This window comes from Lysobacter sp. yr284 (genome assembly GCF_900107375.1).
GTDB lineage: Bacteria > Pseudomonadota > Gammaproteobacteria > Xanthomonadales > Xanthomonadaceae > Lysobacter.
The window spans coordinates 314,182-334,971 of record NZ_FNPT01000003.1 but is presented as its reverse complement, the minus strand read 5'-3'; the positions used below and the strand labels follow the sequence as shown (position 1 = coordinate 334,971).

The window sequence follows — 20,790 nt, the reverse complement described above, 5'->3', positions numbered from 1 at the left end:
CTGGCCCTGCCTCGGCTTCGTCTCAAACGCCATGCCCGGCTCCCTGCGCGTCGGCGTCCAGGGCGTCCAGCCAATACTGCGCATCGGCGGGATCGGCCTTGCCGTCGTAGATCGCCTGCAGCCAGGCGTCGACCGGGCCCGACGCGGGCGCCGGGTCCGCGGCCGGCGCCGGACGTTGCGCCAGGACATGCGCGGCGAGGTCGCGGATCGTCGGGTACTCGTAGATCTTGGTCGGCCCCAGCGCCACGCCCAGGCGCTGCTCGATCATCGGCAGCCACTCCACGCCCATCACCGAGTCCATGCCCAGGTCGACGAAGGCGGTGTGGATGCCGACATCGGCCGGCTTCATGTACAGCACTTCGGCCAGGGTCTCGCGCAGCACGTCCTCGACCTGGCGCAGTTGCGCCGGCGCGGCGTCGGCGTGCGCCGCAGGTGCGGGCGCGGCGACGGTGGCCTGCGATGCGGCCGCGACCTGCACGACCTGGACCGGCGCGGCCGGCGCGACCGGTACAGCCGGCTGCGAGGCGGACACAGGCTCGACCTCGGCTGGCGCAACCGCGGGCGCAGCGGCGCCCTCGCCCGCCGCGGGCATCTGCGCGGCCACGTAGGCGGCCAGTTCGCGGATCGTCGGGTACTCGTAGATCTTGGTCGGCCCCAGCGGCACGCCCGAGCGCTGCTGGATCATCGGCAGCCATTCCACGCCCATCACCGAATCCATGCCCAGGTCGACAAAGGCGGTGGCGAGCCCGATGTCGCCGGGCTGCATGTACAGCACTTCGGCCAGGGTCTCGCGCAGCATCGTCTCGACCCGGCGCGAAGCCGCGTGAGCGTCGCCGGCCGGCGCAGCCGGCGCGACCGCCGCCGGCGCGGAAGCGGCTTGGGCGAACTCGCGCACGGGCTCCGGCGCGGCGGCGACGCTGGCGACAGGCACCGGCGCGGTAGCAACACCGGCCACGGACGCCGTGCGGCCGCGCAGCACATCCGGCGCCCAGTAGCGCTCGCGCGCGAACGGATAGCCCGGCAGGCTCACCCGCCGCGGCCGCTGCGGATACAGCCGCTGCCACGGCCAGTGCGCGCCGGCGGCCCACGCCGCCAGCACGCGCTCGTGTTCGCCGCGTTCGACCAGCGCCAGCAAGTCGCCGGCCGGCGCGGGCGCGCGCTCGGGATCGGCCACGCCGTAATGGCCGGCCTCGCGATCGCCGGCCGCGAACGCGTCCAGCTTGCGCGCCAGTTCGGCGATGCTGCGCGCCGACAGGCCGAGTCGGTGCGCATGAGGCTCGCGCCCGATCTGCAGGGTCGCGGCGATCGCGTCCAGGTCGGCATCGCCGTAGCGGTCCGCGGCCAGGCTCGCCGACAGCCGTCGCGCGGCGTCGCGCAGGCGCTCGGGTTCGCTCGCGCTGAGCACGATCAATGCCGGCCGCGCCGGTTGCGGCGCGGCGGCGTACACGGGCGCCGCGGCGAGGAACTCCTCGACCAGCAGGTGCGCATTGGAACCGCCCGCGCCGAACGAGGACACCGCGGCGAGGCGCGGCGCCGGCGCGCCGTCGGCGCCGCGGCGCGCCGGCCACGGCTCCAATGCGCGCTGCACCGCGAACGGCGTGCGGGCGAAGTCGATGTTCGGATTGAGCCGCTGCGCATGCAGGGTCGGCACCAAGGTCGCGTGCTTGAGCTGCAGCAGCACCTTGGTCAGCCCGGCGATGCCGGCCGCGCTTTCGCCGTGGCCGATGTTGGACTTGACCGAGCCGATCCGGATCGAACCCGGAGCCAGCGCGGTCGATGCCGCTTCGGCGCGCTCGTGCAGCGCGCGGGTGAGCCCGGCGATCTCGATCGGATCGCCCAGCGCGGTGCCGGTGCCGTGCGCCTCGACATAGCCGATCGCGGCCGGGTCGACGCCGCTGCGTTCCAGGGTGCGGCCGATCAGCCGCGCCTGCGCGGCGGCGTTGGGCACGGCGAAGCCGTTGGCGCGGCCGCCGTGGTTGATGCCGCTGCCCTTGAGCACGGCGTAGATGCGGTCGCCGTCGGCGACGGCGCGCGCCAGCGGCTTGAGCACCACCGCGCCCACGCCCTCGCCCGGCACATAGCCGTCGCCGCCTTCGCCGAACGCCGCGCAGCGGCCGCTGCTGGACGCGAACCGCGCCTGCGACAGGCCCAGGTACTTGTTCGGATGCACCGACACGTTGACGCCGCCGGCGATGGCCACCCCGCATTCGCCGTCGCGCAGGCTGGCGCAGGCCAGGTGAATCGCGCTCAGCGACGACGAGCACATGCTGTCCACCGCCAGCGACGGCCCCTGGTAATTGCCGAAATAGCTGACCCGGTTGGCGACCGAGCCGATGCCCGAGCCCAGCGCCAGCGGCTCGCCGGCCATCTGCGCCTGCGCGCCGTACAGTTGGTACTCCGCGTGCATCACCCCGACGAACACACCAACGCCGCCGTGCGCCTGCGCGTCATGGTTGAGCGCCTCGCGGGTGTAGCCGGCGTCCTCGACCGCCTCGTGCGAGCACATCAGGAACAGGCGTTCCTGCGGGTCCATCATCGGCGCTTCGCGCGGCGAAATGTTGAAGAAGCGCGGATCGAAGTCGGCGACGCCGTCGATGAAGCCGCCCCACTTGCTGTAGCTCTTGCCGTGCGCGGCCGGATCGGGATCGAAGAAACCGTCCAGGGCCCAACGCTCGGCGGGGATCTCGCCGACGCAATCGACGCCGGCCTTGAGGTTGTCCCAGAAGGCGGCCAGATCCGGCGAGCGCGGGTAGCGGCCGGCCAGGCCGATGATGGCGATGTCGTCGTGGGCGCGGGCCGGCGTCGGTTGCGGCGCGGATGCCGGCGCAGCAGCCGCCTGGTTGCGCTGCGCTGCGTTCGACCCTGCCAGCGCCGGCGCCGCCTGGATCGGCGCCGCTTCGATGCGGGCCGGCGCGGCCGTTTCGGCGACGGCCGGGGGTTGGACCGCGGCGGGCGCGCGGCGCGTGGCCAGGTAGGCGGCGAGGTCGGCGACGGTCGCGTATTCGAAGAACAGGGTCTTCGACAGCGGCCCGTGGTGCTTTTCCAGCGCCGCGGTCAGCCGCACCGCGATCACCGAATCGATGCCGAAGGCGTCGAAGCCGTCGCCGGCGCGGATGCGCGCCGGGGCGATCATCAACTGCTCCGACAGGAACGCGCGCAATGCGGCGACGGCGTCCTCGGCCGTGCCGACGTGCGCAGTCGGCTCGGCCGTCTGGGCCGGCGCCGTCTGCGGCCGGGCTTCATCGCGCACCGCGCGCGTCGGACGATCGCCGCCGTCCCCGCCCGCCGGCGCGATCCCCAGCGCGGCGCGGATCAGCGCGGGATCGCCATGGGCGACCGCCACCTGCGCATGCGGCGAAGCCAGCGCCCGCTTCAGCGCCGCCATCCCGGTGTCGGCGTCGAGCGCGGCGAAACCGCGCTGGCGCATCTGTTCGACCGTCTGCGCCGGCAAGCGCATGCCGTGCTCGCTGTGCCAGTACGGCAGGCCCAGCGACAGGCTGCGGCCGCTGCGCTCGCCCAGCGCCTGCAACTGGCTGCGGTACTGCGCGTACTCGTCGAGGAAGGCGTTGGCGGCGGCGTAGGCGGCCTGGCCGCCCGCGCCGGTGCGCGCGGTCAGCGAGGAGAACAGCACGAAGCAGTCCAGCGGCAGATGGCGCGTGGCCAGGTCGAGATTGCGCGTGCCTGCGACCTTGGCCGCCAGCGCCTGGCCGAGTTCGCCGGCCGACAGCGCGGCCAGCGCGCGGTGGTGGGCGACGCCCGCGCACTGCAGCACGCCGTGCAGCGCGCCGTGCTGGGCGAGGATCTCCGCCACCAGTTCCTCGACCTGGGCGCGGTGCGACACGTCGACGCAGCGGTAGGACACCTGCGCGCCGAGCGCGGACAGGCGCTTGAGCCGTTCCAGCGCGGCCGGGTCGAGCTCGCTGCGGCCGACGATCACGATCTTCGCCGTCGGGTGCGTACGGGCGATGTCGCCCACCACCGCGGCGCCGATGCCGCCGAGCCCGCCGGCGATCAGATACACGCCGCCGTCGCGCCAAGGCGTCGCGATGTCGCGCGCATCGGCCTGCGGCTGCGAACCGGACAGTTCCACTTCGCGCAGGCCCGTGCCGTCCAGGCGCTGCGCTTGCACGCTCGATGCCGCCTCGGCCTGCGCGTCCAGCAGCAGCAGCTGCGTGCGCAGCGGCCGGGCGGATTCGGCCTGCGCCTGGCGCAACAGCGGCGCCAGCGCGGCGTGCAGGCGCCCGGCGCCGTGTTTGGGCACCGCCAGTTGCAGCACGGCCGGGGCATCGCTGCCCTCGCCGATCAATTCCTGCACCTGCGCCAGCGCCTGCACGGCATACGCGGCGAAACGCTCGGCCGGATCGGCGCCGGCGCTTTGCAGCGCGCGGCGGTCCGCCGCCGGCGCCAGCCCGTCCAGCGCAGCGGCGGACACGTCGCAGGCGAGCAGGCGGCGATGCGCGGCGTCCGCCGGCGCCGCGTCGATCACGGCCTCGGGCACGAAGAACAAGGTCCGCGGCGCGGCGGCGTTCGCGGGGCGCTCGCCATGGCGGTACGGCCGGCCGCTGAGGCCTTGCAGGCGCACGCAGACGCGGCCGTCGTCGTCGCACAGGTCGATGTCGGTGCGCGCCGCGCCCGGCGCCGACGGCGCCCGGCGCACCACCACCCAGCACGACTGCGGACACGCGCCGAACCATTGCAGGCGGTCGAGCGCGAACGGCACCGACGCAGCGCCTTCGCCGTCGCCGGCCGCCGCATCGGCGACGCCGAAGCCGGCGGCCTGCACGGCCGAATCCAGCAGGCCCGGCGGCAGCGCACAGCCCTGCGCGGCCGCTGCGGGCAGGTGCAGGCGCGCGAGCACGAACGCGCCCTGCGCATCGGCGCCCGACTGCACCTCGACCAGTCCGCGGTGCGAGGGGCCGTACTCCACGCCCATCGCCGCCAGTTCGCGGTAGCACGCCTCGCCATCCAGTGCCTCGCCGACCAGCGCCGCGCGCAGCGCAGCCAGATCGTGCGCAGGCGCCGGCCCGGCATCGGCCTGCAGGCGCACGCTGGCGCGCACGCACGGCGCGGCGTGGCCGCGGGCGCCCTCGCGCTCTTCGCGCACGAACTCGCAGACCAGGTCCTCGCCCTGCGTGCGGACTTCGATATGCAGCTCCACCGGGCCGTCGCCGGCCATCACCGGCTTGAGCCACACCACGTCGGCGATCTGCGCCGGCGCGTCGGCTCCGGCCTGCGCGGCGAGCGCCGCCGCGGCCCGCGCCATTTCCAGGTATGCCACTGCCGGCAGGATCCGCTGGCCGGCGACGGTGTGATCGGCGAACACCGGTTCGCGGCCGCTGAAGCGCGAACTGAAACGCAGCCCGCGCAGGTTCGAGGTGTTGCGATGGACCAGCGGATGCAGATACGCCGCCGCATCCGCCCGCGCGCCCGCCCCGGCGTCGCCGCGAACGGCGGCGGTGGCTGCCGCCGGCAACGCGCCGAGCCAGTAGCGCTCCGGCGCGAACGGATAGGTCGGCAGCGCGATGCGCCGCGGCCGCGCCTGCGGATACAGCCGCTCCCAGTCGACTTTCGCGGCGCCCGCGACCCAGGCCTCGCACAGCCGGTCGAGCTTGCCGCGCGCCAGCCAGGTATCGATCAGCGCCTGCGCGTCGTCGTCCTCGCGCAGCCACGACAAGCCGTTGCGGCCGCGCCGCGCCTGGCCGGTGTGGAATTGTTGCGGGCCCTTGCGCTGTTGCAGGAAGCCCTCCAGGGTCTCGCGCACCTGCGCCAGCGAATCGGCGACGAACGCCAACCGCGACTCCATCGCCTCGCGGCCGACCTGCAAGGTGTAGGCCAGATCGGCCAGTTGGGTGTCATCCAGGCCGGCGCAGGCCTGCAGCAACTGCTGCGCGCGTTCGCGCAGGCGCTCGTCGTCCTTGGCCGACAGCGCCACCAGCACCGGTCCGGCGGGCGCGGCCGGCGCGTACGTCGGCGCGACGTATTCCTCCAGGATGAGGTGGGCGTTGGCGCCGCCGGCGCCGAACGAGGACACGCCAGCGATGCGCCGTCCGCCCGCGTTCGCCGGCTGCCACGGCGACAGCTCGCGCTGCAGACGGAACGGGCCGGATTCGAAGGCGATATGCGGATTGACCCGCTGCGCGTGCAGCGACGGCGCCAGTTGGCGGTGCTTGAGCTGCAGCAGCACCTTGGTCACCCCGGCCACGCCCGCGGCCGCTTCCAGGTGGCCGATGTTGCTCTTGACCGAACCGATCGCGCAGAAGCCGCGCTCGCCGGTGGAGTCGCGGAAGGCCTGGGTCAGCGCCTCGATCTCGATCGGATCGCCGAGTTCGGTGCCGGTGCCGTGGGCTTCGACGAACGAGATGTCGCCCGCGCCGATCCCGGCCTTGGCGATCGCGGTCTTGACCAGTTCGCGCTGCGCGGCCGGATTCGGCGCGGTGTAGCCCTTGGCCTTGCCGCCGTGGTTGATCGCGCTGGCGCGGATCACCGCGTGGATCGGATCGCCGTCGGCGATCGCGCGGGCGAGCGGCTTGAGGATCAACACGCCGACGCCCTCGCCCGGCACGAAGCCGTCGCCGCCTTCGCCGAAGCTCATGCAGCGCCCGGAAGTGGACAGGAACCGGCCCTCGCACGAAGCGACGTAGCGCGAGGGATGCAGGTTGAGGTTGACCCCGCCGGCCGCCGCCACTTCGCATTCGCCGCGCAACAGGTGTTCGCAGGCTTCGTGGATCGCGGTCAGCGAGGACGAGCACATGGTGTCGATCGGCATGCTCGGCCCTTGCAGGTCGAACAGGTAGGACACGCGGTTGGCGACCGAGCCGAACGAGGTCTGCGGATGGATCGCATCGCCGCCGGCGTCCTGGCCGCTGGCGCAGCGCTCGAAACCGGATTGGGAAATGCCGGCGAACACGCCGACCCGGCGCTGATGGCGGCGGGCCAGGGTGTCGCGGGTGTAGCCGGCGTGCTCGAACGCGCGCCAGGTCTCCTGCAGGAACAGCCGCTCGTGCGGATCGATCGCCATCGCCTCGCGCGGGGCGATGCCGAAGAACAGCGGATCGAAGTCGGCGAAGCCGTCGATGAAGCCGCCCCACTTGCAATAGCTCTTGCCCTCGGCGATGGCCTTGGCCGGATCGGCTTCGTAGAAACCCTGCAGCGGCCAGCGCTCGGCCGGGATCTCGCCGACGCAGTCCTCGCCGCGGCTGATGCGCTGCCAGAACTGGTCGAGGTCGGCGGCCTGCGGATAGCGTCCGGACACGCCGATGATGGCGATGGCGCGGTCTTCGGGCGCGGGCCGCGACGCGGCCACAGGTTGCGGCGTGGGCGCCGGCGCGGCGGCGGGCGGCGGCGCGGCTTCGCGCACGCTGGCCGCGGGCGCGGCATAGGCTACGGCGGGCGCAGGGCGCGGCGCGGCCGCCGGCGCGGCAGGCGACGGCTCGGGCTTGCGCGGCGCCGGCACCAGACCCTGCGCGGCGAGCGGCTGGGTGGCGAGGAAATGCGCGGCGATCGCGGCCACGCTGCGGTGTTCGAACAGCACCGTGCTGCTGACCTCGGCGAAGGTCTCGCGCAGTTCGTTGGCGATGCGGATGGCGAGGATCGAATCCACGCCGTAGTTCTCCAGCGGTTCGTCGGCGTCGATCTCGTCGGCCGGCTGTTCCAGGGTGCGCGCGACCACCGCGCGGACCAGGGCGATGGTCGCCGCGCGCACATCGCCGGCATCGGGCGCGGACTGCGCGGCTGCGGCTGCGGGTGCAGGCGCAGGCGCAGGCGCAGGCGCAGGATTTTCGACGACCGGCGCCGCCGCGGGCGTTGCCGCCGCTGCGGGCTGCGGTTCGGGTTGCGCCCCGGCCTCCAGCGACGCCAGGTGCAGGGCCAGGGCGCGCACGCAGGGATGCTCGAACACGATGGTGCTGGACACGTCGGGAAAGCGCGCGCGCAAGGCGTTGGCCAGGCGGATCGCCAGGATCGAATCGACGCCGTAGCTCTCGAACGGCTCGTCGGCGTCGATGTCCTCGATGGTCAGCTCCAACGTCTGCGCGACCGCATGGCGCACGAAGCGCAGGACGTCCTCGCGCTGCGCGCTCGACACCGGCGCGACCGCCGCTGCCGGCGCCGGTTCGTTCACGGGCGCCGCCGCCGGTGGCGGCTGGTGCGCCGCCACCGCCGCGGGCGCCGGCTCGGTTGCGGGCGTCGCCGCCGCTGGCGCGGGCTGCTGTTCGCGTGAAGGCACCGCCGTGCGCTTGTGTCGGAACACTCCGTCGCTCTCCGCAATGATGATTTGCTGCCCGAAACGATGCGCGTCCGCGGCCGGGAACCGGATCGCGCGCAAACCTTCTTCTTCCAGCACCCGCCGCCACGCGGCCGGGGCCAGCCCGGGCGAGCCGGGTTCGCGCAGCCAGCCGTCGCGGTGCGCCCACCAGCCCGGCAACAGACCGAAGGTGAGGTGCGCGAACAGTTCGTGGCCGCGCATCTCGTTGATCACCAGCAGGCCGCCGCGGCGCAGCGCGCTCTTGGCGTGGCGCACCGCCAGGTGGATGTCGCCGGTGGCGTGCAGCACGTTGGTCGCCACGGCGATGTCGTAGCCGCCGCACTCCACGCCCTGCGCGGCCAGCGGCCGCTCGATGTCGAGCAACTGGCAGCGCAGGTACGGCGCCAGCGCCCGGTACTCGCGCTCGGCGTGGCCGAGGAACGCGCGCGAGACGTCGGTGTAGCGGTACTCGCTGACCTGCGCCGCATGCGGCTTGAGCGCCTGGAACAGGTGCGCGCTGGTCGCGCCGGTGCCGGCGCCGATCTCCAGCAGGCGCAGCGGCGCGCCGGGCTCGGCGCGCAGGCGCTGCTCGGCGTAGCCGGCGACCACGCTCGCGACGATCCGGTTGAAGTACTCGATGAAGGGGTTCTTCTTGTAGACGTCTTCGACCCGCCGCACCGAGGCGTCGGCGAACATGATCTCGGTGGCGTCGCGGCGGCCGGCGAGGATCTCCGGCAGCGCCCGCAGCAGCGGCGCGACCAAGGCGGCGTGGGCGCGCTCGCTCTCGTCGCGCAACGGGCCGGCGAAGTACGCCTCGACCGCAGCCCAGTCGGCCGGCACCGGGCCGGACGCGAACTCGCCCTCGCCTAGCTCGCGCAGGCGGCCGGTCCGGCACAGGAAGGCCAGCGCTTCGCGCAACCACTCGGCGTACAGCGCGGGCTTGCCCAGGCGCGCGCGCAACGCCGGCCAGGACAGCCGCTGCGGCCGGCCCGAGTCATCGCCGCCGAAGCGCGCGAGCTGGACCAGCAGGCCCGAGGCCAGCGCGGCATCCAGTTCGTCCGCCCGCTCCGGCTCCGGCGCCGGCGGCGCCGCCACCAGCGCGGTATCGGGTACGGCGAAGCGCAGCCCCGCCGCGGCGGACGCGGTCTGGATCTTCTCGTCGCGCAGGATCGGCAGCGCCGCGCCGCCGTGCGCCGCGCTGCGCTTGAGCAATGCCACCTGCTCGAACGGGCCGGCCAGCGCGGCCTCGATCACCGGCATCGCCTCGGCCGGCTCGATCGAGCCCTCGCCGATATGCTGCATGCGGCGCCGGTGCGCGTCCGAGGCGACGATGCCGACGCTGCCCCAGTAGCCCCAGTTGATCGTGCGCGCGCCGGCATGGCCCTTGCGCCGCAGCCAGGTCGCCATGGCGTCGAGGTAGACGCTGCCGGCGGCGTAGCTGCTCTGCCCGGGCGACGGGTTGAAACTCTGCAGCGCCGAGAAGAACAGCACGAAGTCGGCCGGCCGGTAGCGCGCCAGCGCGCCGGCCAGGGCCGCGGCGGTGGCGATCTTGGACGACATCGCGTCGGCGAAGGCGGCCTCCTCGACCGCCATCACCCCGCGGTCGTGCAGGGTCAGCGCCGAATGCACGAAGCCGTGGACGACGCCGTGTTCGTTCTCGACCTGCTTGAGCGCGGCTTCCAGTTCGCTGCGCTTGCGCGCGTCGACGCTGAGGTAGCGCACGCTGCCGCCGAGACCGGAAAGCTGCTGCAACGCCGCGCCGATGGCGTCGTCCTGCGCGCGCCGGCCCAGCCAGACGATATGCGCGCGGTAGCGGCGCAGCGCGTATTCGCTCCAGGCGCGGCCGAGCCCGCCGGCGCCGCCGAGCACGACGTAGACGCCGCCCTCGACCATGCGGCTGCGCGGCGAAGCCGGCAACTGCGCGGGCACCAGGCGGCGCTGGTAGCGGCTGCCCTCGCGCAGCGCCAGCGAGCTGTTTTCCGGGTCCGGCGCCGCATCCAGCAGCGACGGCCAGGGGCAGCGGTCGAGCGCGTCCATGTCGCAGGCGCGCACCGACCAATGCGGGTATTCCTTGGCCAGCGAGCCGAGGAAACCGTGCACAGCGGCCTGGGCGGGATCGCCGCACTCGTCGTTGCGCACCGCCAGCGCCTGCGCGGTCACCGCGAGCAGATGCAGCGGCCGCGCCTCGAAACCTTCGCGCAGCAGCGCCTTGGCCAGGCGCAGGCAGCGCAGGACCTGCGCGTCCGGGGCGACGCCCGCGGCCGCACCCTGCGCGATCCAGACCACGTGGGTGGGCCGCAACGCGCGGATCGCGACGATGGCCTCGACCTGGGAATGCTGCGGTTCCAGTTCGCGCAATTCGGCCTCGCCGCAGGCGGCGAGCAGGCGCGCGCGCAACTCGGCATCGGCGCCGACCAGCAGGATTCGCCGGGTCTGCGCTTCGGCCGGCGCAACGGCCGGTTCGGGCGGGCCGAGATCGTCCCACACCGGCACCAACGGCAGCGCGCCGAGCGGCAGTCCGGCGTCGGCCTCGGCTTCGACCGTCGTCGCAACGCGCGCGTGTTCGGGCGCGCGCGACGCCTGGGCCGGCGCCTGCACGGGCGCCGCGGCGACCTCATCGCCGGCGCCCGACACCACCCGCGCGCTCAGTCCGGCGATCTCGACCGCGACCCGTCCGTCGTCGTCGCACAGGCTCACGTCGAGCTTGTTCACCGCCTGCGAACTGTCCGCGGCTTCGCGCACCAGCACCCAGGCGCTGTCGCCCGGCGCATGCGCGATGCGCACCCGGTCGATGCTGAAGGGCAGCGTCTGTTCGAGTTCGGCGCCGTCCAGCGAGGCATCGTCGGACTGCGGATCGGACTGCGGGTCCAGGCCGAGGCCGATCGAGGCCTGCAGCGCCGAGTCCAGCAATCCCGGATGCAGGACGTAGCGCTCATCGCGCTGCGCCTGCGCGGGCAGGCGCAGGCGGCCGAGCGCGAACCGGCGCCCGTCGGCGTCGATGCCGGCGCGGGTGTCGACCAGCGCCCGCAGCGACGGGCCGTAGCGGCAACCGAGCCGGTCGAACAGCGCGTAGCAGTCCGCGCCGGCGATCGCGCCGCCGCACTGCGCGCGCAATGCATCGAAGTCGAGCCGGCGGCCGTCGCCGGCGGGCGCATCCGCGCCGGCCAGCGATGCGCTGCCTTCGCAATGCACGCACTGCGCGCCGTGTTCGGGCGCGCTGGCGACCTGGAACGAATATCCGCCGCTCGCGCGCGCGGCGATGGTCACGTGCACCGCCAGCGGTTGCGCGCCGACGACCAGCGGCCGCAGCCAGCTGACGTTGTGCAGGTTTATCGCCGCCCGCTCGCTGCGCAGCGCCTGGGCGAGCGCGGCGCGGGCCATTTCCAGGTAGGCCACGCCCGGCAACAGGCGCGCGCCGCGCACCTGGTGATCGGCGAACACGAACTCCTCGCCGTCGAACACGCTAGTATAGCGATGCTGGTGCAGGCTCGATTCGTTGCGATGCAGCAGCGGATGCAGGACCTCGGCGGTCGCTTGTGCCGCTGCCGGTGCCGGCGCTGCCGCCGGCCGGGCGTGCCGGGTCGGCGCGAACGGATAGGTCGGCAAGGCGATGCGCTGCGCCTGCCCGGCGTCGCCGAGCGCGCGCCAGTCGATGTCCGCGCCGGCCGTCCAGGCTGCGGCGATCTTGTCCCACTGCCCGCTGCCGGCCCAATGCGGCAGCAACTGCGCCAGTTCGCCGGCGTCGTAGGCCGGCTGCGAGACGGGCGCGCCGGCGGCGGCGAGGAAGCCGCGCACAGCCTCGCGCAGTTCGTCCACGCTCGCCGCCACCCACGCCACCCGGCAGGCGAACGGCTCGCGCCCGACCTGCAGCGTGTAGGCGATGTCCTCCAGCGCCGGCGCATCGGCGCCCGCCACGGCGTCGGCGTCGAGGAACGCGAGCAGGTCGGCGGCGTACTGGCGCAGCCGCTCGGGCTTGCGCGCCGACAGCGGCACCAGGCAGCGGCGCGGCGCGCGCGGCGCCCGCGCCGGTACCCGCAATTGTTCCAGCAGCGCGTGGGCGTTGGTGCCGCCGATGCCGAACGAACTGACCCCGGCGCGGTGCGGCGTCTCGCGCGGCGGCCACGGCTGGCGGCGGTCGACCACATAGAACGGCGAGTTGGCGAAATCGATGGCCGGATTCGGCCGCGCGTAGTTCAGCGACGGTGGGATCTCGCCGTGCTGCAGGCTCAACGCGACCTTGATGCAGCCGACCAGCCCGGCCGCGGTATCCAGGTGGCCGATATTGCTCTTGACCGAGCCGATGCCGCAGAACTGGCGGCGGCCGGTATGGCGGGCGAAGGCCTGGCCCAGCGCCGCCAGTTCCAGCGGATCGCCGAGCCGGGTGGCGGTGCCGTGGGCCTCGATGTAGCCGATGCTCTCCACGTCCACGCCGCTGTCGACGAGCACGCGGCCGATCACCTGCGCCTGGCCGCCGGCGCTGGGCGCGTAGTAGCCGGCCTTGTCGGCGCCGTCGTTGTTGACCGCGGTCGCGCGCAGCAGCGCATAGACATGGTCGCCGTCGGCGATGGCCTCGCGCGCGCGCTTGAGCAGCACCACCGCCACGCCTTCGCCGCCGAGCATCCCATCGGCGTCGGCGTCGAACGGGCGCAGGTGGCCGTCGCTGGAGAAGTTCATGCCGCGCTCGGCGACATAGCCCAGCGATTCGCTGGCCGACAGCGTCGCCGCGCCGACCAGGGCGTGGCGCGCATCGCCGGCGATCAAGCTGCGGTAGGCGGTGTGCAGCGCCACCAGCGAGGACGAACAATTGCTGTGCACGAACAGGCTCGGGCCGCGCAGGCCGAGCCGGTGCGAGATCAGCGTCGGGATCGAACCGGGCTGGCTCCAGGCCGAAGCGACGTATTGCTTGGAGCTTTCCATCACCGTCCACGGCGACGGTGCGGCGTCGGCGTGGTAGCCGGCGTTGGCCGCGCTCATGAATACGCCGGCGTCGCCGATCGCGGCGGTGCGGTAGCCGGCGTCTTCGACCGCTTTCCACGAATGCTGCAGCAACAGGCGCAGCTGCGGGTCCATCGCCTGCGCGTCCTGCGCGGAGACCTGGAAAAACTCGGCGTCGAAGCAGTCCTTGTCGTGGATCGCGGCGCGCGCGGCGACCAGTCCCGGCCGGGCCACCACGGCCTCGGGCACGCCGGCCGCGCGCAGGGCCTGCGGATCGAGGAACTCGATGCTCTCCACGCCGCCGCGCAGGTTCGCCCAGAACTGGCGGTGGTCGCGGGCGCCCGGAAGCTGGCAGGAAATGCCGATGATGGCGACGCAATCGTCGAGGCGGTCCGCAGCGGAACCGGGCGCCTGCGGTGCGGCCGCGGCCGGGCGTTGCGCGTCGTCGGCCGGAACAACGGCCGGCCCGGCGCCCTGCGCGGCGATGTGCGCGGCGATCCTGCGCACGCTGGCCAGGTCGAGCAGATGGGTCGCATCGAAGGCGATGCCGAAGGCCTCGGCGATGCGCCGCGCCGCGCCCACCGCCAGGATCGAGTCGCCGCCGATGTCGAAGAAGCCCTGGTCGGCGGGCACCTCGCGCAGGCGCAGGATGTCGCCGACGATCGACGAGACGGTGGCTTCGATATCGCGCTCGCGCAGCATCGCCGGCGGCTCCTTGAGGTCGGGGTCGCGCAGGCGCGCCAGCAGCGCGTCGCGGTCGATTTTTCCGTGGTGGGTGGTCGGCAGCCGGGCCAGGAACTCGACCCGCGCCGGCACCATGTAGTCCGGCAGGCGCTCGCCGATGTGCCGGCGCAGCGCGGCCGCATCGGGCGCGGCGCCCGCGCCGGCCACCGCGAAGGCGACCAGTTGCTTGCGCTGCGGCCACAGCGCCACCGCGCATTGGGCGATGCCCGGATGCGATTGCGCCGCGGCCTCGACTTCGCCCAGCTCGACCCGCGAACCGCGGATCTTGACCTGGGCGTCGACGCGGCCGACGAATTGCAGTTCGCCGTCGGCGAGCAGGCGCACGCGGTCGCCGGTGCGGTACATGCGCGCGCCCGGCGCGCCGTAGGGATCGGCGACGAAACGTTCCGCGGTGAGCGCCGCGCGGCCGAGGTAGCCGCGCGCCAGCGCGGCGCCGGCGACGAACAGCTCGCCGATCTCGCCGGCTGCGACCGGCTGCAAGGTCTGCGGGTCCAGCGCTCGCGCGGCGGTGTTGGCGATCGCCCGGCCGATCGGCACCGAGCCCGGCGCGAACGTGTCGGCCAGCTCCGGCGCGCACGGTTTGAACGTGGCGCAGACCGTGGTTTCGCTGGGGCCGTAGGCGTTGACGAAGCGGCAGCGCGGCATCCAGCGCTGCGCCAACGCCGGCGTACACTCCTCGCCGGCCACGATCAGCGTGCGCAGGTGCGGCAGCGGCTCGTCTTCCAGCAGGCCCAGCGCCGACGGCGGCAGCGTCGCCACCGCGATGCGCGCCTCGCGCATCAGGCCGGCGAGCCGGTCGCTGCGCTGCAGCGAGCCGTTCGGCGCCAGGTACAAGGTCGCGCCGGCCGACCAGGCCATCGCGATCTCCCACACCGAGGCATCGAAGCTCCACGGCGCGAACTGCAGCACCCGCTCGCCCGCGCCGACGCCGAACGCGGCGGCCTGCGCCTGGGCGAGATTGGCCAGGCCGGCGTGGGTCAGGGCCACGCCCTTGGGCGCGCCGGTGGAGCCGGAGGTGTAGACCACATAGGCGAGCTGGCCGGGATCGATGGCCGGCGCCTGGTACTCGCCCGCGGCGACGGCCGCGATCCGTTCCAGGACCAGCGTGCGCGCCACCGGACAAGGCAACTGCCGGGTTTGCGCTTCTCGCACGATCAGGGTCGTCGCGCCGGCGTCCTCGATCATGAAACGCAGGCGTTCGGCCGGCAGTTGCGGGTCCAGCGCCAGGTACGCCGCGCCGGCCTTCCACACGCCCAGCAGCGCGCACAGCGCATCGTTCGAGCGTTCCAGCAGCAGGCCGACGATCGCGTCGGCGTTGACCCCGGCGCGGCGCAGTTCGGCGGCGATCGCGTCCGAGCGCGCGTCGAGTTCGGCGTAGCTCAGCTGCGCCTGCGCATCGACCGCGGCCAACGCCGCCGGATCGCGCTGCGCCTGCGCCTGGATCGTGCGCGGCAGGGCCCGCCACGCCGCGGCTTCGGCCGGATCGGCCAGCGTCGCCAGCGCAGCGTGGACCGACCCGGCCAACTGGCCCAGCCAGGCCTCGGCCGTCGCCTCGGGTACGCGTCCGGCGTCGTGGTCGAAGTACAGCACCGGGCCGTCTTCGCGCTCGGCCACCTTGAACGCCAGCGGATATTCGCCTTCCTGGTACAGCCCTTCGACCGGCTCGAAGCGCACCCCGGCCCACTCGCGCGCCAGCGCCGGCAGGGCGAAGAAGCCGCGGTTCTTGTACTCGAACACGGTATCGAACAGCTCACCCTGCCCCGCCCGCCGCAGTTCGCGCGCGACCCGCGGGAACGGATAGTCGGCATGGCTGAGCGCCTGGCCGAGCCGCTCGTGAGTGCGGCGCAAACGCTGCGCCAGCGGCGCCTGCGGTTCGCGCTCGCCGGGTACGACGACGAGATTGACGAAGCAACCGACCGTGGCGTCGAAATCGCGATGCGGTCGGCGCTCGACCGCCATGCCGACGCCGGCGCCGGCGCGGCCGCCGACCGCGGCCAGCAGTTGTTGGTACAAGGTCAGGTAGAACGCGGCGGGGGTGATACGCAAGCGCGCACAGGCCGCGGCGACCGCGCGCCCGGCGGCGGCGCCGAGCGCATGGCGCAGCGTGCGCGGACGCAACGGCCCGCCGGCGCCGGCGCCGAGCGCAGGGCCGGCGTGTTCCAACGCTTGCAGCCAATGCCGCCGCGCCTGCTCGCCGGCGGCGCTGGCGACGAATTCGCGTTCCCAGCGCACGAACTCGGCGAAGCCGCGCGTCTCGCCGTCGGGCGTCGGGCCGTGCGGCGCGGCGCCGGCGGCGCGTTCGTAGGCCGAGCACAGCGTGCGCAGGAACGCGTCCACCGAGCCGCCGTCGAAGCCGATGTGGTGGACTGCGATGAGCAGCAGCCAGGTGTCGCCGCCGCGCGAGTACAGGTCGGCGCGCATGCACGGTCCGCGTTCCAGCGCGAACGGCTCGCGCAAGCGCGCCGCCATCGCTTGCGCCAGTTCGTCCTCGCCCAGGCCCTGCGCGGCGTGCACCGCGAACGGCAGGGTGTCGGCGGCGACCGCGCGGCGGCGCGGGCGGCCGTCGCGCTCGACCACCGCCGAGGCCAGCACCGGATGCGTGCGCAGGGTCGCGACGCAGGCGGCCTGCAGCGCCCGCGGATCGAGCGGGCCGCTCAGACGCAGGCAGATCGGAATGTTGTAGGCGAAGCTGTGCGGCTGCGCGCACTGCAGCATCCACAGGCCTTGCTGGCCTTCCGACAGCGCGCCCTCGTCGTCGGGCGGCGGCAGCGATTGCAGACGTTCGCGCAACTGCCCGCGCGAAAGTTCCCCGCGCTGGAACGCCGCCAGCAGCTCGCGCAGGTTCATCGCAGGGCCTCCGCGTCGACCGCGCCGGATTGCGGCGCGCGGGCGGCGCGCAGCTGCGCTTCGATCAGCGCCTGCGCGGCATCGATGTCCAGCTGCCCGGCTTCGAAACGGTCCAACAACGCCTCCAACGGGTCTTGTGCAGCGGCCGCCGGCGCCGCGGCGGCGCGGTGCGCGAGCCGGGCGCCGACGTAGGCGGCCAACGCCGCCAGCGAGGGGTGTTCGAACAACTCGCGGCCGGAGACCTCCAGGCCGTAGCGATGGCCGATTTCGCGCATCAGCCGCATGCTGACCAGCGAATCCGCGCCCAGGTCGTGCAGGTCGGCGTCCGCGGTAAGTTCGCCCGGCGCCAGCGCCAGCGCGCGTTCGAGGAAGCCGCCGATGAAGCTCGCCGGATCTTCGCCCGCCTGATCCGCACGGGCTGCGACAGCCGGCGCCGCGACCGCTGCGTCCGCCGGCGGCGCGGTTGCCGCTGCCGGCGACGCTGAGGCCTCGATCCAGCAGCGCTCGCGCGCGAACGGATAGGTCGGCAGCGGCACGCGCCGCGCGTCGGGCCCGAACAGCGGCGCGAAATCGGCGGTGGCGCCGCGCACGAACAGCTCGCCCAGGCGCTGCAAGGCGGCGCGACGCTCGTGCGGCCGCGCCGCAGCCGCAAAGCAGTACGCCGCCTCGCGGCCCAGCGCGTCGAGTTCGCGCGCGTCCGGACGCGTGCGCAGCGGGCTCGGCGCCGCGGCGAGCGCGGATTCCAGCGCCGCGATCGCCTCCGCGGAGCTGGACGCCACGCCGGCCCAGCGCTGATCGAAATGCTGGCGCCCTTGCAGCAAGGTGTAGCCGACCTGCATGCAATCCAGCTCCGGCCGCTCGCGCAGGGCCTGCAACAGGCGTTGCTGGCTGGCGCGCAATTGCTCGGCCGAGCGCGCCGACAGCACCAGCAGCCACGGCGCGGAAACGCTCGCCGCCAACGGCTGCGACGGCGCCTCTTCGATCACCAGATGGGCATTGGTGCCGCTGAGCCCGAACGCGCTGAGCGTGGCGCGGCGCGGTCCGCGCTCGGGCGCCGGCCAGTCGCGCAGCGCGGTGTTGACGTAGAACGGGCTGTCGGCGAAATCGATGTGCGGGTTGCCGTCGCGGAAATGCAGGGTCGGCGGAATCTGGCGGTGCTGCAGCGACAGCAACACCTTGAACAGCCCGGCCATGCCGGCGGCCTCGGCGGCGTGGCCGAGGTTGCTCTTGACCGAACCGATCGCGCAGAAGCCGCTGCGAGCGGTGCGCCGGCGGAACGCGCGCGTCAGCGCCTGGAACTCGATCGGATCGCCGAGCGCGGTGCCGGTGCCGTGCGCCTCGGCCATCTGGATCTGCTCCACGTCGATGCCGAAGCGGTCGTACACCTCCAGCTCCAGTTGCTCCTGGGCCACCGCGCTGGGCGCGGTCAGCCCGTTGCTGGTGCCGTCCTGGTTGATCGCGCTGCCGGCGATGACGCCGACGATGTGGTCGCCGTCGGCCAGCGCCGCGGACAGCTTCTTGAGCACGACCATGCCCACGCCGTCGGACGGCACGAAGCCGTTGGCGCGCGCGTCGAAGGCGAAGCAGCGGCCCTGCGGCGACAGCATGCCGGCGCGGCTGCCGATCAGGTGGAACCAGTGCGTGCACTGCACGTGCACGCCGCCGGCGATGGCCAGTTCGATCTCGTCCATCCACAGCGCCTGACAAGCCAGGTGCACGGCGACCAGGCCGCTGGAGCAGGCGGTGTCGACGGTCATCGCCGGGCCGCGCAAGTCGAGGTGGTAGGCGATGCGCGAGGACAGCAGCGCGGTGGAGCTGCCGTGCATCGCCGCCGCGGGCAACTCCGCGGCGGACAGCAGCTGGGTGTAGTCCTCGCCGCTGCAGCCGACGTAGACGCCGCATTTGCTGCCGGCGACGGCGCGCCCGGCGTAGCCGGCGGCTTCCAGCGCCTTCCACGATTCCTCCAGGCACAGCCGCTGCTGCGGGTCCATGTAGGCGGCGTCGGCGCGCGAGATGCGGAAGAACAACGGGTCGAAACGGTCGATGTCGCGGACGAAGCCGGCATGGCGGCAGACCGGCTCGTCGCCGTCGCCCGGCCACGCCGCGTCGGGCCAGCGCGAGGCCGGTTCGATCAGGTCGCGCCCGGCGGCGAGGTGGCGCCACAGTTCGGCGCTGTCGTCGGACTGGGCGAAGCGGCCGCTCATGCCGATCACGGCGATGGGTTCGCGCTGCAGCGGCGCCGCGGGCCGGGCCGCGGCGGCGGGCTGCGCCGGCGCGAGCGCAGCCGTTGCCGGTGCCGGCGGCGACGCGGGCGCGGCCTGCGCGCCCAAGGCCCGCATCGCCTCGATGCGATGCGCCTGCAACACGTAGACGGCGAGCTTTTCGAGGCTGGGATGGTCGAACAGGCAGGTCGCCGGCAAGGCGATGCCCAGCGCCTGGTTGATCGCCCGCACCACACGCAGCCCGAGGATGGAATCGACGCCGTAGTCGGCGAACATCGCCTGCGCATCGAGCAGGCCCGGCGCCATCCGCAGCGCCGCGCATACCTCGCGCGCCAGGGTCGCGCGCACGAATTCGTCGAGCGCGAACGCGTCGTCCGGCGTCGCGGCCGCGCCCTCGCCCGCTTGCGCGGCGGCGGCGATCCACTCGCTGCGCCCGCCGTCGATGCGCAGGCGCCGGTCCGGGTCCAGGCCTTCCACCGCCAGCGAGCGATGGGTGCGCAGGAAGCCCAACTGACGACACGGCCCGCTCAGCAACGCCTGCAGCGCCGCGCCGCCGGACGCGGCATCGATGAACTCGATCCCGATCTCGTGCAGCTCGCGCGTGCGGCGCGGATCGTCGATGGTCCAGTAGCCCCAGTTGAGGGTCTTGGCCGGCACGCCGAAGCGCTGGCCCAGCAAGCGCGCGAACGCATCCTGCCAGGCGCAGGCGGCGGCGTAGTGGCTCTGTTCGCGATTGCCGATGAACGAGACCAGCGAGGAGAAGAACACAAGTCCGTCGAGCGCATCGCCTTCGAAGGCCTGGGCGATGCGCACCGCCGGCGCAGTCTTGGCATCGAACGCCGCGCGCAGTTCGGCGCTGGACAGTTGCGCGGCCGGCGCCAGCGAGAAATGGGTGGTCGCGACCAGCACCGCGTCGATGCGTCCGCAGCGCGCCAGCACCGCGGCGCGCGCTTGCCGCAGCGCGTCGAGGTCGCAGGCATCGGCCTGGACGTACAGCGGGCGCTGCGCGGCGGCGAAACCGGCCAGGGCCGGCTCCACTTCGCCGGCGGGGCGACGCCCCACCCAGACCACGGTCGCGTCGTGTTCGGAGAGCAGATAGTCGGTGACGTGGCGGCCGACGTGGCCAGCGCCGCCGACCAGCACATACACGCCGCCGCGGCGGAAGCCGCCCGGCGCGGGCCCGGCGCGTTCGACCGCGACCAGCGCGCTGCGCCGCCAGCCGTCATGGCGATGCGCATACACCGTCGCCCGGCCGGGCACGGCGCGCAACGAGGCCAGCGCGTCCAGGCCGGGTTCGCCGACGCCCTGCCCTTGCGCGCGCGCCAGATCGGCCAGCGCGAACGCGCTGTGGCGATACTCCTTCGCCGCCGAGCGCAGGAAGCCGGCGACCGCGGCCTGGGCCGGATCGACCGCGTCGCCGTCGTCGACCGCCTGGCCGCAGCGCGTCGCCGCGACCAAGTCGATGCCGGCGCCGTCGCGATGCAGCGCCTGCAGCAACGCCGCGCATTGCTCCACCGCCTGCGTCGGCGCCTGCAACAGCGAGTCCCAGCCGTCCGCCGGCGAAGCCGGCGCGAACCACACGACCTTGGCGATCGCTCGCCCGGCCAGCTGCCGTTGCAGCGCGTCGCCGCCGTTCCAATCCACCGCGATCACCCGCTGCGCAGGCAGCGCCGTCAGGCCGCGCAATTGGGCGGCGGTGGCGTTGACCACGAGCAGGTCGCCGACCGGCGCCGACGCGTCCGGCGGGGCGACGGCCTGCCAGTGCGGCGCCAGCAGGCAGTCGCCGCTGTTGTCCGCAGC

2 protein-coding genes (1 of these 2 only partly in view) are annotated in these 20,790 nt (G+C 73.8%); both read right to left on the bottom strand.

Going from position 1 to position 20,790, the window contains the following annotated elements; genetic code table 11:
* Positions 1-22 precede the first annotated feature (22 nt).
* Complete coding sequence (locus BLV01_RS08215) at positions 23-16,768, bottom strand: non-ribosomal peptide synthetase (RefSeq protein WP_091796402.1); 16,746 nt, start codon at positions 16,766-16,768, stop codon at positions 23-25.
* Positions 16,765-20,790: the 3' end of a non-ribosomal peptide synthetase gene (locus BLV01_RS08210; RefSeq protein WP_175485821.1), read on the bottom strand. 14,925 nt of this gene lie beyond the right edge of the window; 4,026 of the gene's 18,951 nt are visible here — the last part of the coding sequence; its start codon lies off the right edge, out of view; it ends in the stop codon at positions 16,765-16,767. Before BLV01_RS08210 ends, BLV01_RS08215 begins: the two co-directional genes overlap by 4 nt.

Bases quoted from the DNA above. Each gene is read 5' to 3' on its own strand.
- BLV01_RS08215 (WP_091796402.1), bottom strand. From the start codon at position 16,768: ATGAACCTGCGCGAGCTGCTGGCGGCGTTCCAGCGCGGGGAACTTTCG.